General features: G+C 74.0%; 14 protein-coding genes. 1 reads left to right on the top strand and 13 read right to left on the bottom strand.

Going from position 1 to position 15,561, the window contains the following annotated elements; translation table 11 throughout:
- Nucleotides 1-38: 38 nt before the first annotated feature.
- From ACIA6B_RS03720 to ACIA6B_RS03775, 12 genes are all read right to left on the bottom strand, one after another.
- Entirely contained in the window at nt 39-1,412 is a 1,374-nt protein-coding gene (locus ACIA6B_RS03720; RefSeq protein ID WP_396770634.1) for a glycosyl hydrolase family 18 protein, read from the bottom strand.
- Nucleotides 1,413-1,514: 102 nt separating this feature from the next.
- A complete protein-coding gene (locus tag ACIA6B_RS03725; protein ID WP_396770636.1) occupies nt 1,515-3,191 on the bottom strand; it encodes a discoidin domain-containing protein in 1,677 nt (558 codons plus the stop codon).
- A gap of 146 nt (nt 3,192-3,337) precedes the next feature.
- Complete coding sequence (locus ACIA6B_RS03730) at nt 3,338-5,599, bottom strand: catalase (RefSeq protein ID WP_396770638.1); 2,262 nt, start codon at nt 5,597-5,599, stop codon at nt 3,338-3,340.
- Between the two features lie 76 nt (nt 5,600-5,675).
- Nucleotides 5,676-6,350 carry a 4'-phosphopantetheinyl transferase gene (locus ACIA6B_RS03735; protein WP_396770640.1) on the bottom strand — a complete coding sequence of 225 codons (675 nt, stop codon included), beginning with the start codon at nt 6,348-6,350 and terminating at the stop codon, nt 5,676-5,678.
- Nucleotides 6,347-7,180: a metallophosphoesterase family protein gene (locus tag ACIA6B_RS03740; RefSeq protein ID WP_396770642.1), complete on the bottom strand. Its 834-nt coding sequence runs from the start codon at nt 7,178-7,180 to the stop codon at nt 6,347-6,349. The genes ACIA6B_RS03735 and ACIA6B_RS03740 overlap by 4 nt, the downstream gene beginning before the upstream one ends.
- A gap of 54 nt (nt 7,181-7,234) precedes the next feature.
- A complete protein-coding gene (gene pip / locus ACIA6B_RS03745) occupies nt 7,235-8,191 on the bottom strand; it encodes a prolyl aminopeptidase (protein WP_396770644.1) in 957 nt (318 codons plus the stop codon).
- A 43-nt stretch (nt 8,192-8,234) separates the two neighbouring features.
- Nucleotides 8,235-8,609, bottom strand: a complete 375-nt coding sequence (locus tag ACIA6B_RS03750) for a hypothetical protein (protein ID WP_396770646.1) — start codon at nt 8,607-8,609, stop codon at nt 8,235-8,237.
- Nucleotides 8,610-8,701: 92 nt separating this feature from the next.
- On the bottom strand, nt 8,702-10,249 hold the full coding sequence (locus ACIA6B_RS03755) for a hypothetical protein (protein WP_396770648.1): 1,548 nt from the start codon (nt 10,247-10,249) through the stop codon (nt 8,702-8,704).
- Nucleotides 10,250-10,368: 119 nt separating this feature from the next.
- Nucleotides 10,369-11,328 (bottom strand): anti-sigma factor RsbA family regulatory protein, encoded by a 960-nt coding sequence (locus tag ACIA6B_RS03760; protein WP_396770650.1) that lies wholly within the window; start codon nt 11,326-11,328, stop codon nt 10,369-10,371.
- Nucleotides 11,325-12,152, bottom strand: coding sequence for an MEDS domain-containing protein (locus ACIA6B_RS03765; protein WP_396770651.1), 828 nt, complete (start codon nt 12,150-12,152; stop codon nt 11,325-11,327). Before ACIA6B_RS03765 ends, ACIA6B_RS03760 begins: the two co-directional genes overlap by 4 nt.
- 23 nt (nt 12,153-12,175) lie before the next feature.
- Complete coding sequence (locus ACIA6B_RS03770) at nt 12,176-13,285, bottom strand: hypothetical protein (protein ID WP_396770652.1); 1,110 nt, start codon at nt 13,283-13,285, stop codon at nt 12,176-12,178.
- Between the two features lie 180 nt (nt 13,286-13,465).
- Entirely contained in the window at nt 13,466-13,981 is a 516-nt protein-coding gene (locus ACIA6B_RS03775) for a 2'-5' RNA ligase family protein (RefSeq protein ID WP_396770654.1), read from the bottom strand.
- Nucleotides 13,982-14,069: 88 nt separating this feature from the next.
- Here ACIA6B_RS03775 and ACIA6B_RS03780 point away from each other — a divergent pair, with 88 nt between their 5' ends.
- Nucleotides 14,070-14,579 (top strand): DinB family protein, encoded by a 510-nt coding sequence (locus ACIA6B_RS03780; protein WP_396770656.1) that lies wholly within the window; start codon nt 14,070-14,072, stop codon nt 14,577-14,579.
- On the opposite strand, the gene ACIA6B_RS03785 is transcribed toward ACIA6B_RS03780, so the two are convergent.
- Nucleotides 14,563-15,543 carry a glycoside hydrolase family 88 protein gene (locus ACIA6B_RS03785; protein ID WP_396770658.1) on the bottom strand — a complete coding sequence of 327 codons (981 nt, stop codon included), beginning with the start codon at nt 15,541-15,543 and terminating at the stop codon, nt 14,563-14,565. The two genes, ACIA6B_RS03780 and ACIA6B_RS03785, sit on opposite strands and share 17 nt — an antisense overlap.
- Nucleotides 15,544-15,561 lie beyond the last annotated feature (18 nt).

Below are 15,561 nucleotides of genomic sequence, written 5' to 3' on the forward strand. Positions count from 1 at the left end.
GTCCCCACCGGGGCCGGCGGGGACGCGTGTCCGGGCGGTCAGGCCGGCAGTCGCCAGACCTGGTTGGCGCCGCCGAAGCAGTCCCAGATCTGCAACCGGGTGCCGTCGGCGGAGCTGTTGTCGGTGGCGTCCAGGCACCGGTTCGACACCGGGTTGCGCAGCGTGCCGTTGCTCTGCGCCTGCCAGACCTGCGCGCCGGTGCCGTTGCAGTCCCAGAGCTGGATCTTCGTGCCGTTCGCGGTGCCGGCGCTTGTCACGTCGAGACACTTGCCCAGCGACCGCAGCGTGCCGTCGCCGCCCACGGTCCAGCTCTGCGCGGCGGTGCCGTTGCAGGTGTAGAGCTGGATCGCGGTGCCGTTGGCGGTGCCGGCGGCGGCGACGTCGACGCACTTGCCGCCGATGCCGGTGATCGGCCCGGTCCGCCCGGACGGCGGTGGGGTGGTGCCGCCGGTGACCGTGTCGTAGATGGCGCTGACCAGCGACGTCGCGCCGGTGGTGTCCTGGGACAACTCCCAGTTCATCATGCCGCCGGCGTTCGCCAGGGCCCACTGCGTCTTGCGCTTGACCGTCGGGAGGCCGTTGTAGCACTGCTGCGCGCCGCCGGCCGTGGTGCAGTCCCGGTTGGCGTTGGCCGGGTCCATGCCGACCAACGCGGCGTACGTGTAGTAGCCGGGCCGGCTGTAGAACGGCACGCCGAGCACCGCCTTGGCGGCGGGCAGGCCGCGCGCCTTCCACCCGTTCACGGCGGCGATCGACCAGTCGTAGTTGGCGTGCGGGGTGCCGCCGTCGTACGCCATGATGTTGAGCCAGTCGACCGAGTTGAAGACCGTGGTGGGTACGCCGTTGACGTAGTAGCCCTCGGCGACCACGGCGGCGGTGAGCAGCTTGCCGCGGCTGTGCAGGGCGCTGCCGAGCTGCTGCATCAGCAGCGTGTAGTTGCTGGCGGACGCGCCCGGGTCGGGGTATTCCCAGTCGATGTCGACCCCGTCGAGGTTGTACTGGTTGACGAAGGCGACCACGTTGTTCACGAACGCGCCGCGGGCGCCGGAGTTGGCGGCGAGCGCCTCGAACGCGGAGTCGTCGCCGTCGTTCCAGCCGCCGATGGCGATGGAGACCTTGACGTTGTTGGCGTGCCCGAGCGAGACCAGCGAGGAGAGCTTGCTCGGGTTCTCCACCGCGCGCAGGCTGCCGTCGCCGTTGGGCAGCACGAAGGCGTAGTTGACGTGGGTGAGTTTGCCGTACTGGATGCTGGTGACGCTGCCGCTCCACGACGGCATGTAGCCGACGCTCTTGAAGCCGTTGGGCAGCACCACCGCCTCGGCGGCGGACGGGCTGAGGGCGAGCGTCGCGGCGGCGGTGGCCAGCGCGAGCGCACCGGCGGCGAGGCGGCGCCGGAGGTGGGGTGTGGGCATCGAGGGCCTTCCCGGGGACGGGGGGCGGACAGGGGGTGTTCCTCGAGGTGGACCAAATATTAAAGACTATTAACTAAGTCGTCAATGATGGACTTCGATGAGTCAGGCGGCGTACGCGGAGAGTTGCGCGAGCTGTCCGGCGGGCCAGCCGGTGTTGCCGGTGAACCGCACCCGCAGGTACCGGACCGGGCTGGCGGTGAACGTCAGCGTCGCCTGGTTGCCGGTGGCCGGGTCGAACCGGACGCCGACCGGCCCGGTCAGCGTGGTGAACGTCGTGCCGTCCGTGCCGCCCTGCACCGCGAGCGTCTGCGTCCGGGCCTCCCAGCCGGCCGGCAGCGCGAGCACCAGGCGGGCCACCGGCCAGGTCGTCCCGAGATCGACCTGCCACCACTGCGGGAACGCGCCGTTCGCCGACTCCCAGTACGTGCCCCGGTCGCCGTCGACCGCGTTGCCGGCGCCGAACGGCCCGTTCTGCTGGCTGCTCGCCGACGCCGGCCGACCGGCCGCCAGGTCGCCGCCGGGTGGCTGGCCGCCCCCGGTCACCGGCGGCGTGGGTCGCACCGCCGTGAGCGCCAACTGGCCCTTGAGCATCCGGCCGCCGTCCGCGGTGATCCGCAGGTAGTAGTCCGCCGAGCAGGCGGTGCCGTCCTCGTCGAGCGCCCGGATCCCGGTCCCGGCCGGGGTGGCCGCCGCCGTCTCGCTGGTCTTGGCGATCTGGTTGCCCTCGTTGAACTCGTCGAACATGGACACGTAGAGGCCCTGTGCGCCGAGTCGCACCATGTTGTAGAGGTGTCGCCAGTAGAAGTCACCGTGCCGCCGGTGGCCGGCGGACAGGTCGCCCGGCATCACGCAGGGCTGGTAGTCGATGCCGTGCGCGGCGCAGTCGGCCAGGTCGGGCGCGTTGACGTTGGTGAGGAACCAGTCCAGCCCGTCGAGCGTGCCGGTGCGCCCGACCATCCACGGGGACAGCATGTCGAACGCGTGGTAGACGTCGGCGAAACCGGGGCGGGAGTCGTTGATCCCCTGCCGCCAGTACGTCGGCACGCCACCGATGACGTAGCAGCCCTGGGCCTTCAGCCACCGCACCACGTCCAGGCAGGCGGCGGGCGCGAACGGCCGGCCGTCGTCGGCGAAGCCGAACCCCCACACGCAGACCACCGGCTTGCCGTTCTGCCGGGCGTACGCCGGTGAGGCGGTGTGCGCCGACATCCTCGTCGCCCAGTCCTCCTTGAGCTGCGATTGCATCGCGGTCCAGCCGGTCACGTCGTACATCACGTAGAACTTGCGGCCGAACCGCTCCGCCGCCGAGCGCACCTTGACCGCCATCGCGTCGCGGGTCGGCCCCTCGTCGCCGAACGGGTTGAACCGCTGTAACGCCGCGGTGTCGCAGCCGTACTCCTGCATCCAGCGGAAGTGGGTGTCCACGGTCTGCTGGTCGTAGGAGGAGAAGAGCGTGGCCGGCCGGCCGTCGCCGAGGTTCGGATAGGCGGTGGGGTAGCCGCGGGCGTACTCCCGCATGTCCGGCCAGGACACGATCGTGGTGTTCGACGGCGAGGGGGACTGGAACCGGTCCCGGCTCCAGTGCCACCAGCCGCCGATCGGGGCCCCGTCGCCGGGACAACTGAACCAGCCCTGGTAGCCGACGGAGACCTTGCCGACCACGTCGCCGGGGGGACTGGCGGCGGCTGCGGGGATGGGGGAGAGCGCGAGGTCGGGCAGCGCGGCGAGCGCGGACCCGGCCACCACGGACCGGATCAGGGTACGGCGGGTGGGCGCCATGTGGACCGCTCCTTCGAGGGGAGGAAGAAATTGACGGTCATCATGACAGCGCACGACACAGAACTGCAATACTCAGACAGGTCTATGAAACAAACAGCGTGAGGGGCGGCCCGCCGGTGGCGGACCGCCCCTCGACCGCGCGTCGGTCAGGCGACCGAGGCCGGGAACCGCTCCCAGACCCGGTGCGCCGCCATCAGTTGCCGCACCGACTCCAGCGCCTCCGCGCCGGAGCCCCCGGTCACCACGCCCGGCGAGCCGGCCACCCCGGTCAGTCGCAGCACCTCGGCGCCGGCGCCCCACGCGCCGATCGCCTTGGCGTGCCGCCACGCCTCCTCGACAAGCAGCGACACCCGCGGGTCGACGGCGGTCGCACCCGGCGCGCCGGCCTTGGCGTCCCGTGCCGGCAACGCGTCCGGCGCCGGCGCCGGCGCGCCGGCCAGCAGGACCGCGTCGAACTCGACGGAACGGGCCGTGGCGAATGTCCGTTGCACCGGCAGCCCGCCCACCGTGCCGCCGTGCGCGGCGATCAGCAGCGGCACCATGCCGGCCGCGAACACCGCGCGCTGGACCTGCGCGACGTCGTCGAGGTCACCGTCGGCGTCGACCACGATGCCCACCATCCGGCCGTCGGCCGGCCACTCCCGGCCGACCTGGGACAGCGCCGGGCTGGGCTGCACCTCGGCCAGCGGCACGGTCGGCTGCGGCGCGGGCAGCCCCAGGCCGGTGGCGACCTGCTCGCAGAGCACCGGGTCGATGTTGGCCAGGCACTGGAGCTGCCGCTCCTTGATCGCCTGGTGGTAGCACTTGCCCAGCTCGAACGTGTACGCCCGGATGATGTGCTCCTTCTCCACCGGCGACATGCTCGCCCAGAAGAGCCGGACCTGGCTGTAGTGGTCGTCGAAGGAGGCGGGCGCGGCCCGGACCTTCGGCGCCTCGGCCACCGTCACCGGCACGTCGACGAACGCGTGCTCCCGGTCACCGGCCGGGAACGGGTTGCCGCCGTCGAGCGAGTTCGGCCGGTAGGGCGCCACCCCGGCGTGCACCGCCTGCTGGTGGAAGCCGTCCCGGAGCATGTCGTTGACGTCGGCGTGCGGCCGGTTGATCGGGATCTGGGTGAAGTTCGGCCCGGCCAGCCGGGTGAGCTGGGTGTCCAGGTACGAGAAGAGCCGACCCTGCAACAGCGGGTCGTTGGTGACGTCGATGCCCGGCGGCAGGTGCCCCAGGTGGAACGCCACCTGCTCGGTCTCGGCGAAGAAGTTGCGCGGCGTCCGGTTGAGGGTGAGCGTGCCGATGGCCTGCACCGGCGCCAGCTCCTCCGGCACGATCTTCGTCGGGTCGAGCAGGTCGATCCCGGCGAACGTCTCCTCCGGCGTGTCCGGGAAGACCTGGATGCCCAGCTCCCACTGCGGGTACGCGCCGGCCTCGATGGCGTCGTACAGGTCGCGGCGGTGGAAGTCCGGGTCGATGCCGTTGATCAGCTGCGCCTCCTCCCACTCCAACGAGTGCACCCCGAGCTTCGGCTTCCAGTGGAACTTGACAAGCACCGTCGCGCCGGCGTCGTCGACCAGGCGGAACGTGTGCACGCCGAAGCCCTCCATGGTCCGGTAGGACCGCGGGATGCCCCGGTCGGACATGTTCCAGATGGTGTGGTGCTGCGCCTCGGTGTGCAGCGAGACGAAATCCCAGAACGTGTCGTGCGCGCTCTGCGCCTGCGGGATCTCCCGGTCCGGGTGCGGCTTGGCGGCGTGGATGATGTCCGGGAACTTGATCGCGTCCTGGATGAAGAAGACCGGCATGTTGTTGCCGACCAGGTCGAACGTGCCCTCGTCGGTGTAGAACTTGGTGGCGAAGCCCCGGGTGTCGCGGACCGTGTCCGCCGAGCCGCGCGAGCCCAGCACGGTCGAGAAGCGGACGAAGACCGGCGTCTCGCGCCCCTTCTTCAGGAAGCCGGCGCGGGTGACCTGCTCGGCCGCGCCGTTGGCGACGAAGACGCCGTGCGCGCCGGCCCCTCGGGCGTGCACCACCCGCTCCGGGATCCGCTCGTGGTCGAAGTGCGTGATCTTCTCGCGCAGGTGGTGGTCCTGGAGCAGCACCGGGCCGCGCGGGCCGGCCTTGAGCGAGTGGTCGGTGTCGCGCAGCCGGGCGCCGTTGGCGGTGGTGAGGTACGCCCCCTGCTGCCCCTTGGCGATCTTCGGCACGCCGGTCTCCGCGCCGGTCGGGGTACGCGTGTCCGGCGCGCCCTGCTCGTCCTTGGGTGGCAGCGGGCCGTGCGGCGCGGTGGGCTCCTCGAGCGATGGTGGGGCGCTGCCCGGCGCGCCCGGCACGTCCGGCGTCAGCACCTCGCCGACCTTCTCGACGGCGGCCTCGACGACACCCTTGACGACCTGGGCGGGCTTGCTGGATTCCATCAGGACCTGTCCTCCGTTGCGGTGAAATGACCAGGCCCCTCCGGCCCTACCCCCGACGGGGCGGGACAAACGCGGATCACCCGGGCGGATGTCCCGGGTGCGGCACGACCACCGCGGTCAGCACCAGCCCCCGCTCCACCAGCCAGCGGCCGTCGAGCACGTCCAACGGCGGCCCGCCGTCGGTCCGCGTACCGTCGACCAGCACCCGGGCGGTGAACCGGCCCGCCGGGTCCAGCGTCAGCTCCGCCTCCTCGAACCCGAGCCACCGGCTGGTCAACGGGTACCACGCCTTGTAGACGGACTCCTTCGCGCTGAACAGCAGCCGGTCCCAGTGCACGCCCGCGTCGGCGGCGCGCAGCCCGGCCAGGTGCGCCGGCTCGCCGGCGACGGTGACCGCCTCGGCCACCCCCTCGGGCAGCGGCCCGTGCGGCTCGGCGTCGATGCCCAGCCCGGCCAGCGCGGCGGCCGGGGCCACCACCGCCGCCCGGTACCCGGCGCAGTGGGTGATGCTGCCCACCACCCCGGCCGGCCAGAGCGGCTCCCGCCGGGGACCGGGGCGGATCGGGGCTGGCGGGTGCCCGAGCCGGGCCAGCGCCTCCCGCGCGCAGCGCCGGGCGGTGACGAACTCCTGACGGCGGCTGGCCACCGCGCGGGCCACCAGGTCCTCCTCCCCGGGGTACGGCTCGTCGCCGGCCCGGTCGATGAACGCCTCGACGGCCACCGCCGCCGACGGCAGCAACGCCTCGATCACGGGGCGCCGCCGAGGATCCGCCGCATCGGGCGCGGCTCGCCGCCCCGGCGGCCCCACTCCCGCGGGTAGCCCAGCGACACCTCCTCGAACCGCACCCCGTCGTAGTGGGTGGTGCGGGGGATGTGCAGGTGGCCGTAGACCGCGACGGCGGCCCGGTGCCGCACGTGCCAGTCGGCGCTGCGCTCGGTGCCGCACCACTGCGCGAACTCCGGGAACCAGAGCACGTCGGTGGGCTGGCGGACCAGCGGCCAGTGGTTGACCAACACGGTCGGCAGCGCCGGGTCGGTCGCCGCCAGTCGCCGTTCGGTCGCCGCCAGCCGCGCCCAGCACCACGACTCCCGGTCCGGGTACGGGTCGGGGTGCAGCAGCATCTCGTCGGTGCACACCACCCCGGACTCGTACGCCACCCGCAGCGACTCCTCCTTGGTGGACGTGCCCGGGGCGCGGAACGAGTAGTCGTAGAGCAGGAACAGCGGGGCCACGGTGACCGGCCCGCCCGCGCCCCGCCAGACCGGATAGTCGTCCTCCGGGGTGAGCACGCCCAGGCCCCGGCACATGGCGACGAGCGCCTCGTAGCGCGCCACTCCGCGCAGCGTCACCGGGTCGGTGGGATGGGTCCACAGCTCGTGGTTGCCGGGCGCCCAGACCACCCGGGCGAACCGGTCACGGAGCTGCGCCAACGTCCGCTCGATGTCGGAGAACAGCTCTCCGACGTCGCCGGCCACGATCAGCCAGTCGTCCGCCGACTCCGGTCGCAGGCCGTCCACCACCGCCCGGTTCTCCGGGTACGACACGTGGAGATCACTGACCGCGTACAGCGCACCCGTCATTCGGCCGATCTTGCCAGCGACGGTCCCGAATGGCCAGGCGCGGGAGGGCGGTGTTCAGCTCACCAGGTCGGCGACCCGGTCGACGGCGCGCAGCAGCTCCCGCGCGATGCCCGGCTCGGCCGCCGAGTGGCCCGCGTCCGGCACGATCCGCAGCTCCGCCTCCGGCCACCGGCAGGCCAGGTCGTACGCGGACACCGGCGGGCAGCACAGGTCGTAGCGGCCGTTGACGATCACGGCCGGCAGGTGGCGGATCCGGTCCACGCCGTCGAGCAGTTGCCCCTCCGCGAGGAAGCCGCCGTGCACCGCGTAGTGCGACAGGATCCGGGCGATCGGCAACGCCCGCTCGTCGGCGGTGAAGTGGTCGAGCACCGCCGGGTCGGGGCGCAGCGAGGAGTTCACCGCCTCCCACCGCCCCCAGGAGCGCGCGCAGGCCCGCGCCACGTCGGCGTCCGGGCCGTGCAACCGCCGGTGGTAGGCGGCCAGCACGTCGTCGCGTTCGGCCGGCGGGATCGGGGCGACGAACCGGGCCCACTCCTCGGGCTGGAGGTGACGCAGGCCGCCCTGGTAGAACCAGTCCCGCTCGCTGCGCCGCAGCAGCAGCACGCCGCGCAGCACCAGGCCGGTCACCCGGTCCGGGTGCGCCTGCGCGTACGCCAGGCCGAGCGTGACCCCCCACGAGCCGCCGAACACCAGCCACCTGTCGATGCCGAGCCGCCGTCGGATGGTCTCCAGGTCGGCCACCAGGTGCTCGGTGGTGTTGGCCCGCAGCTCGCCGAACGGGGTGCTGCGGCCCGCGCCGCGCTGGTCGAACAGCACCGCGCGGTAGCGCCCGGGATCGAAGAACCGCCGCGCCGCCGGCACCAGACCACCGCCGGGCCCACCGTGCAGGAACACCACGGGTACGCCGTCCGGCCGGCCGACCTCCTCCACGTGCAGGACGTGGCCGTCACCGACCGGGACCCGGTGGGTGGCGTACGGCTCGACGGGCGGGTGGAGGGCGACTCCGGTCATGCCCGGTGATTCTGCCCGCCCGACCCGCGGCGCGTGGGCCGGCTCAGCAGGCGACGTTGCCGCCGAGGTTGTCGAGCAGCGCGTCGGCGACCCAGCCGGAGACACCGGTGGTGGTGTCCCGCAGGTAGGTCCAGGTGTAGGTGGTGTGCCCGTTCGCGCTGACCCGGTCACCGCTGGCGAAGCAGTGGAAGTCGACGTTGTGGCTGAGCTGGCCGTAGCCCAGGGAACCGCAGGTGGTGTGCGGGCCGCTGCGGATGTTGACGTTGGTGGCGTTGAAGAGCTGGCCGAACTTGGTGTCCACGTTGGAGTGGGGGTGGCTGCAGCTCGCGCTGGCCGGCGTCGCCGCGCCCACCACCGCGACCCCCGCCGCGGCGACGGTCAGGAGCGCCGCCGCGCCGATCGAGGATGCCTTGCGCATGTCGAACCCCCGAAGTCGAGGCGGCAAATAGATCCACATATTTGCATATCGCAAACGCAGGTGGCAAGGGCGCCGGCCGGTGGCCCCGACCGTCAGGCCGGGGCGCGGACGCCGGTGTCCGGCCCGGTGGTCTCCGCCTCGGGCACCGCGCGGGGCGCCGGCGTCCGCACCGCGAACGCGTCGAAGCTCGGCCCGTCCAGCCGCTCGATGAACGGCTCGGCGCGCGGCCGGTCGACGTCGTCCCGCTCGGCCTCCGCCCGCCCCGCCCGGGGCCGGTCGTTCTCGTCCCGCTCGACCTCCACCCGGTCGACCTCCACCCGGTCGGCGTCCGCCCGGTCGGTGTCGGTCCGGTCGGCCGACGCCGGCTCGGTCGCCGCCGCGACGGTCCCCATCAGCCGCGCCGCCACCTGCGGATACTCGGCGGTCTCGCCACCACCCGCGGCGGCTGCCATCACCGCCGCCGCGGCCAGGTCCGCCACTCGCTTGGCCTCCCGCTGCACCCGGGCCCGCGTCTCCTTGGCGTGCTGCTCGGCCAGCTCCGCCGCGCGCCGCGCCTCGTCCAGCCGCCTGGTCTCGGCGGTCAGGTCCCGGCGTACGCCGACCAGCCGCTCCTCCAGCTCGGCACCGGCCCGCTCGATCGTGGTGATCTCCCCACGGGCCTGCTCCAACTGCTTGCCGACGGTCTCCAGCTCGCTCTTGAGCTGGGTCAACGCCTCCTGCCGCTGCTGGATCTCCCGCTGCACGGCGGTGAGCTGCACCTGGTGCGCCGCGGTCTCCTCGTCGGCCCGCTCACGCACCTCGGTGGCGTACTGCTGGGCCTCGGCGACCAGCGCGGCGATGTCCCGCTCGGCGGCCGTCGCCCGGTCGGCCAACTCCTGCTCGGCCGCGGCCCGCCGCTCGTCCAGCTCGCGGGCCATGGTCGCCTGCCACTGGGCCAGCTCCTGCTGGGCCTTGCTCCGGTTGGCCTGCACCTCCTGCTGGATCTGGGTGCGGGCGGCCTTCACCAGCGCCTCGGACGCGGACCGGGCCTGCTCGACCTGCTGCGTGGTCTGCTCGCTGATCCGCTTCGCCTCCTGCTGGGCCCGGTCGTGCACGGCCTGCCCCTCGGCGCGCAGCTTCTCCGCCAGCTCCCGGACCGCGGCCAGCTCCGCCTGCGCGGCGACCCGGCGCTCCTCGTCGGCCCGCTCCTGCTCGGCCCGGCGGTTGGACAGCTCCTCCTCCAGCTCGCGCCGGTCCCGGGCGGCCTGCTCCTGGGCCGCGGTCAGCACCCGCTCGGCCTGGGCCTGGACGTCGTCGGCGCGCTTGGTGGCCATCTCGGTGATCTGGCCGGCCTGCTTCTCGGCCAGGTCGAGGATCTGGTCGACCATCGGGCCGAGGTCGCGGAACGACGCCCGGTCCACCGCCGTCGGACGGTCCCGCAGCTCGACCGTCTCGGCCTGCGCCCGCTGCACCTGCGTGGTCAGGTCGCGGATCTGGGCGTACGCGCGGTCCCGGGCGGCGGTCAACGCGCCGATCTCGCCGTCCATCTGCTCGACGTACCGGTCGACCTGCCGTTTGTCGTAGCCGCGCAACGCCGGGTCGAACCGCGGTCGCGCGGACACGTCGTCGTGGGGTGCGAACGGTTCCTCACCGTTGGACATGCGCCATCCTCCGTCGGTTCGCCAGCGCCAGGCCGCGGGGCACGATGAGGCGCAACGGTACCGTGTGCGCGCACGGCGCTCGCCCCGCCCCGCCCCCGGCCCGCCGGTCGGTCCGACGGTCAGACCGGGAAGTGCGGATTCCCCGCCGTCAGGCGGATGGTGAAACCGTCGGCGTCCCGGTGGTGGGTGACGTGGTCGCAACTCTGGTGGCTGATCCACAACCCCAGGCCGCCCTCGGTGCCGTCACCGGCCGGCAGCAGCCCGGCGTACGGGTCCTTGGGGCCGGCGCCCCGGTCGTGGACGCTCACCACCATCCGGTCCGCCGCGCACCACAACCGCAGGCGCACCGGCGGCGTCCCGTGCCGCGTCGCGTTGCACACCACCTCGCTGACGGCCATCACCAGGTCCTCGACGCTCTCGGGCGGAAGGCGCCCGGGGTCGGCGGCGCGGACCGCCTCGCGGGCGTGGGCCGGCGTCGGGTCGGTCAGCTCGACCAGCGGCGTCGTGTGTTGAACCGGGTCCAGCGGGGGCGGCCGGCACTCGGCCAGATAGGTCGACGGCTCGGTGTAGACGCCGGTCGCCTCGTGACCGCCGTCCGGCCGGGCGATCCGCGGATGGGTGCGCATCACGTCCGCCAGCACGTGCGGCGACGCCACCCGCCGGTCGTAGGCGCAGATGCCCCAGAGCGGGAAACCGTCGTAGGCGTGGTTGATCGCCGACTCGTAGCGGGCCCACGCGTCCCAGGTGGCGCCGAGCAGCGCCGACGGCAGCTCACCGACCATCCGGAGCTGCGCCCGGCCCGGCGCGGCCGAACCGAGCCACTCCCGGTAGGCCCGGATCGCCGTGGCGGGCCGGGCGTAGACGCCCCCACCGGGCAGGAAGGTGACGTCCGCGCCGGCGGGCAACGCCCGGCGTACCAGCTCGGCGTGCGGCGCGTCCAGGCTCACCGCGACGCGTTCGCCGGCCTCGATGCCGTCCAACAGGAACGGCAGCGCCACGGCCAGCAACTCCTCCTCGGAGTCGTAGAGGAGCGCCTCGTGGAAGTAGCCCACGTGGCCGGCCGCCGCGCCGGTCCTCACCGGACCACCTCCACCCGTACCCCGGTCAGGCTCAGCAGCTCGACCAGCCGGGCGGCGGCCGGCCGGCGGGTGCGCAGCACCGCGACCGCGTCGTGCCGACGGGCGTGGTCGCGCAGGAGCAGCAGGCTGCGGTGGTCGACGAAGCGCAGCCCCGTCGCGTCGAACACCAGCCGCCCGGCCGTCGGGCGCGGATCGGCCCGCTCCAGCGCGGCGGCGAAGAGCCGGTGGGCGGTCGGGTCCAGCTCGCCGCCGAGCGCCACCACCGCGTCACCGCCGCCGGCGGACAACCGGAACGGCACGTCGGTGTTGGTCTCCGGATGCATGCAGGCCAGCTCCGCGATCGCCGCGTCGCCGAGCACCCGCCGGTCGTAGGCGCAGACCGCCGACATCGGCCGGTGCCGCATCCAGTGGTCGATGCGGTGCTCGTAGCGGGCGAAGGCGTCGCGCTGCGCGACGGTGCGGACCAGGCTGGTCGCCTCGGCCAGCACCCGCAGGCCGGTGTGGCCGGCGGCCAGCGCCTCGGTGGTGGCCCGCACGTACGCCTGCACCTGCCGCTCCGGGTCGACGACCTCGTCGTGTCGGTAGGCGTGGCCGACCGCGAACAGCCGCACCGCGCCGCGTCGCCGCGCGGCGTCGAAGCCGGGCACCGACCCCAGTCGGCGGGCCACGGTGCCGGCCTCCTCCGGGCCGACCAGCCAGACCTGCTCGCCCGCGGCGAGACCGGTGGTGACCTGCGCGACCGCCCAGGCGTGGAACACCGCCGGGTCGTCGTAGGCGAGGCAGGCATGGCCGTGGCCCGGGTCCGACACGCCCCCGTCGGTCACCGGCTCCACCTCATCGGCCCATCCTATGCCGCGACGAACTGGAGATCGCGCCAGGCGGTGGCGTCGAGCGGCGGGTCACCCAGCGCGAAGTCGGCCCAGTTGTTCCAGTACGCGACCGCGTCCACGTCGGTCTGCTGACGCAGCCAGCCCACGTGGTCCCGGACCGCCTGCGCCCGGCCGGCGCCGGTGGTGTCGGCGGTGGTCCGGCTCAGCCCGTACTCGGGCACCAGCAGCCGGACGCCGGGACAGGCGGCGCGCACCCTGCCGAAGGCCACCCCGAACATCCGGGAGGCGGGCCAGTACGCGGCGGTGTCCCGCGAGAAGCAGTCCACGCCGTAGTGCGTCATGCCCGGGTAGGCCCAGTCGGCCGGGTTGCCGCCGCCCTCGTCCAGCCAGTAGCGGGTGACGATCGGGCCGTGCCCGAGCACCCAGCGCCGGTTGGGGTGCCCGGCCACGAGCTGGGTCACCCGGCCCGCGGTGGCCCGGTACGTCGCCGGCGTCACGTCGCCCATCGGCTCGTGGTACCAGGTCAGGTAGATCGGCCGGCGTACGCCGTCGAGCCAGCCCGCCAACTGCTCGACGTCGTCCTTCCAGGAGACGTGCATGACGGCCGACGGCGCGTCGACGAACTTGCCGGCGTCCAGCGCGGGCAGCTCCGGCAACGCGTCCGCGTCCGGGCCGTCGGTGCCGTAGTCGCGCATGTAGCGGATGTCCGGATAGTCGGCGACCACCTGCCGGGTCCGGGCCCCCTTCTCGGCGCTCATCCCGACCAGCAGCGGCACGGTCAGCGTGAGGCTGCCGGTGCCGGTGCGGCCGGCGGCGTCCCGCGCGGTCGCGGTCACCGTGACCGGGCCCCGGCCGGCCAGGACGGTGACCGTGAAGGTGGTCGGGTCGGTCCCGCTCGGGGTGACCGTCACGCCGGGCGACGTGCTGGTGAGCTGGATGGTCAGCGGGACGCTCAGGTCCACCCGGACCGGAGCGTCCCAGGCGGCGCCGGTGGGGTCGCTGACCCGGCCGGCGACGGTGAACAGCCGCGAGTCGGGGTGGTAGGCGTCGACCCGTACGGTGGTCGACTGCCCGGGCAGCAGGACGGTCCGGGTGGCGGTGACGGAACGGATCACGGGTGCGGCCATCGCGGTCTCCTTCGGGTGGGCTCGTCTGCGCTCCGGCCGCACGTCCTCGGGTGGCCAGAATGGCTCTGACCTGCGCTTTCCTCAGCTTGCCCCGGTTCGGCGCGAATCGCCACGGGTGGCCGCAGATGGCGCGAAACCCGGCCTTCCGGCTCCGGGCCGGTCGTCCGCCGGCCGGTGGGATCAGGGCAGCGGCCGGGCGATGTCGCGGGCGTGGTCGGTCACGGCGGCGCCGACCACGGTGGCGGTCAGCGGCAGCACCTCCAGGCAGCGACGCACCGCGGCGGCCATCAGCGGGTTCGGCACCCGCATGGAGAGCGTGCAGTGCGGCACCCAGCGTCCCGGCCGGTAGTGCTCCACCACGTCGACACCGGCCCGGGCCAGCCGTTCGTGCACCCCGGCGTGGTGGGCCAGCAGCTCCGACGTGGGCGCCGGCCCGAGCCAGAGCACCCGTCCGACGAACTGACCGGCGTGCTGGAACTCCAGGCGCAGCGGCGCGGCCACCACCGTCCCGGCGAGCGCCGTGGCCACCCGCTCCGGGTCGAGGCGGGGCGCGACGGCCAGCGAGACGTGCGGGCGGTGCCGCTGCGCCAGCAGCGACCGCATGCTCGGCACCCCCTCGGACTCCAGCAGGTCCCACAACACCCGGATCCGCCGGGAGGCGTCGGTGTCCAGGTACAGCTCCAGCGCCGCGACCACCCGTCCACCCTAGGCGGCGAGGTTTGCCGCCCCCGCTGGGCGGTACTGCCCGGGGGACGGCACGAGACGGTGGGGGAGTGAGGCGCACGTGGACGTGAACGACCTGCTGACCGAGGCGTACGGGCGACTGCCGGACCTGGTCGCCGGGGCCCTCGACGGGCTCGACCCCGATCAGCTACGGCAGGCCCCGGCGGACGGGGCGAACCCGGTGGGCTGGCTCGTCTGGCACCTGACCCGGATCCAGGACCACTACGTCGCCGACCTGCTCGGCGAGCGGCAGCTCTGGGTCACCGGCGACTGGGCGGGCCGGTGCGGCCTGCGCCCCGATCCGGACGACACCGGCTACGGCCACGGGCCCGAGCAGATCGCCGCCGTGCGCCCGGAGAACGGTGACGTGCTGCTCGACTACCACCGGGCGGTGGTGCAGCGGAGCGTGGCGTACCTGCGCGGGCTGCGTCCGGCCGACCTGGACCGGGTGGTGGACGAGAACTGGGACCCGCCGGTGACGCTCGGCGTCCGGCTGGTGAGCGTGCTCGACGACGACCTCCAGCACGCCGGGCAGGCCGCCTACGTGCGCGGGCTCATCCGGCGGCGCTGACCACCGCCCGCGCGCGGCCCAGCGCGGCCCGCCCGAGCAGGAAGCACGCCTGCGCCTCGGGGGAGGTGCCCGGGCCGGCGAAGTCCGGCGCCCCGCTCACCCCGGTCACCCGCCCGTACCGGTCCACCCGCCGGGCGGCGGCGGCCAGCAGCTCCGCGCCGGTGTCGAACCACGACGGCGGCAGCCAGCCGTCCGCCACCCCGGTCAACGCCGCGTAGCCGAGCAGTTGGGCGGTGTTCGCCTCCCGGAACGTGCCCGGGTCGTCGAGCACGTCGGGAAAGAGGCCGTCGTCGGTGCGGTACCGCAGGCAGGCGGTCAGCACCTCCGCCGCGTGCCCGGCCAGCTCGGCGCGCGTTCCCGCCGGCCAGCCCGACGCCAGGCGCAGCGCCCGGGCGATCCCGGCCACCACCCAGCCGTTGCCGGTCCCCCACGGCTGCGGGCGGTCCAGCTCGCCCCGGTCGGCGTCCCAGCGGGCCGCGTAGAGGCCGGTACGCGCGTCGTGCAGTCGGCGCCGGTGCCCCGTCACCTGGGCGGCGGCCAGCTCGGTCCGGCCGGTCAGCGCGAGCAGCGGCACCACCATGTAGACCGTGTCGGCCCACACCTGGCGGCCGTCGAGCAGGTGGAACAGCGTGCCGTCGACGTCCCGGGGGGCCCGGCGCGTCAGCCAGTCGAGCTGGGCGTCCAGCGCGGCGGCGTACCTCGGATCGCCGGTGCTGATCGCGGCGTGCCGGACCACCTCGCCGCAGGCGGCGCCGTTCACCGCGCCCACCGACCCGGCCAGCTCGCCGAGCCGGCCGTCGGGCCGTTGCCGGGTCACCGCGGCGTCCGCGACGAGCGTCGCCGCGTCCAGGCGGCCCAGGTCGAGCAACGCCTGCCCGGTGATCCCCTGCTCCCAGGACTCCCGCTGCATGGTCAGCAGCGCGAGCAGCACCCGGTCGGTGGTGGCGTCAGCGGTCGTCGACATGGCCGTCCGGTACCCGCC

This window comes from Micromonospora sp. NPDC051141, from assembly GCF_044455765.1.
Taxonomy (GTDB): Bacteria; Actinomycetota; Actinomycetes; order Mycobacteriales; family Micromonosporaceae; genus Micromonospora.

Bases quoted from the DNA above. Each gene is read 5' to 3' on its own strand.
- ACIA6B_RS03755 (WP_396770648.1), bottom strand. From the start codon at position 10,249: ATGTCCAACGGTGAGGAACCGTTCGCACCCCACGACGACGTGTCCGCG.
- pip (WP_396770644.1), bottom strand. From the start codon at position 8,191: ATGACCGGAGTCGCCCTCCACCCGCCCGTCGAGCCGTACGCCACCCAC.
- ACIA6B_RS03740 (WP_396770642.1), bottom strand. From the start codon at position 7,180: ATGACGGGTGCGCTGTACGCGGTCAGTGATCTCCACGTGTCGTACCCG.
- ACIA6B_RS03750 (WP_396770646.1), bottom strand. From the start codon at position 8,609: ATGCGCAAGGCATCCTCGATCGGCGCGGCGGCGCTCCTGACCGTCGCC.
- ACIA6B_RS03770 (WP_396770652.1), bottom strand. From the start codon at position 13,285: ATGGCCGCACCCGTGATCCGTTCCGTCACCGCCACCCGGACCGTCCTG.
- ACIA6B_RS03730 (WP_396770638.1), bottom strand. From the start codon at position 5,599: ATGGAATCCAGCAAGCCCGCCCAGGTCGTCAAGGGTGTCGTCGAGGCC.
- ACIA6B_RS03785 (WP_396770658.1), bottom strand. From the start codon at position 15,543: ATGTCGACGACCGCTGACGCCACCACCGACCGGGTGCTGCTCGCGCTG.
- ACIA6B_RS03720 (WP_396770634.1), bottom strand. From the start codon at position 1,412: ATGCCCACACCCCACCTCCGGCGCCGCCTCGCCGCCGGTGCGCTCGCG.
- ACIA6B_RS03725 (WP_396770636.1), bottom strand. From the start codon at position 3,191: ATGGCGCCCACCCGCCGTACCCTGATCCGGTCCGTGGTGGCCGGGTCC.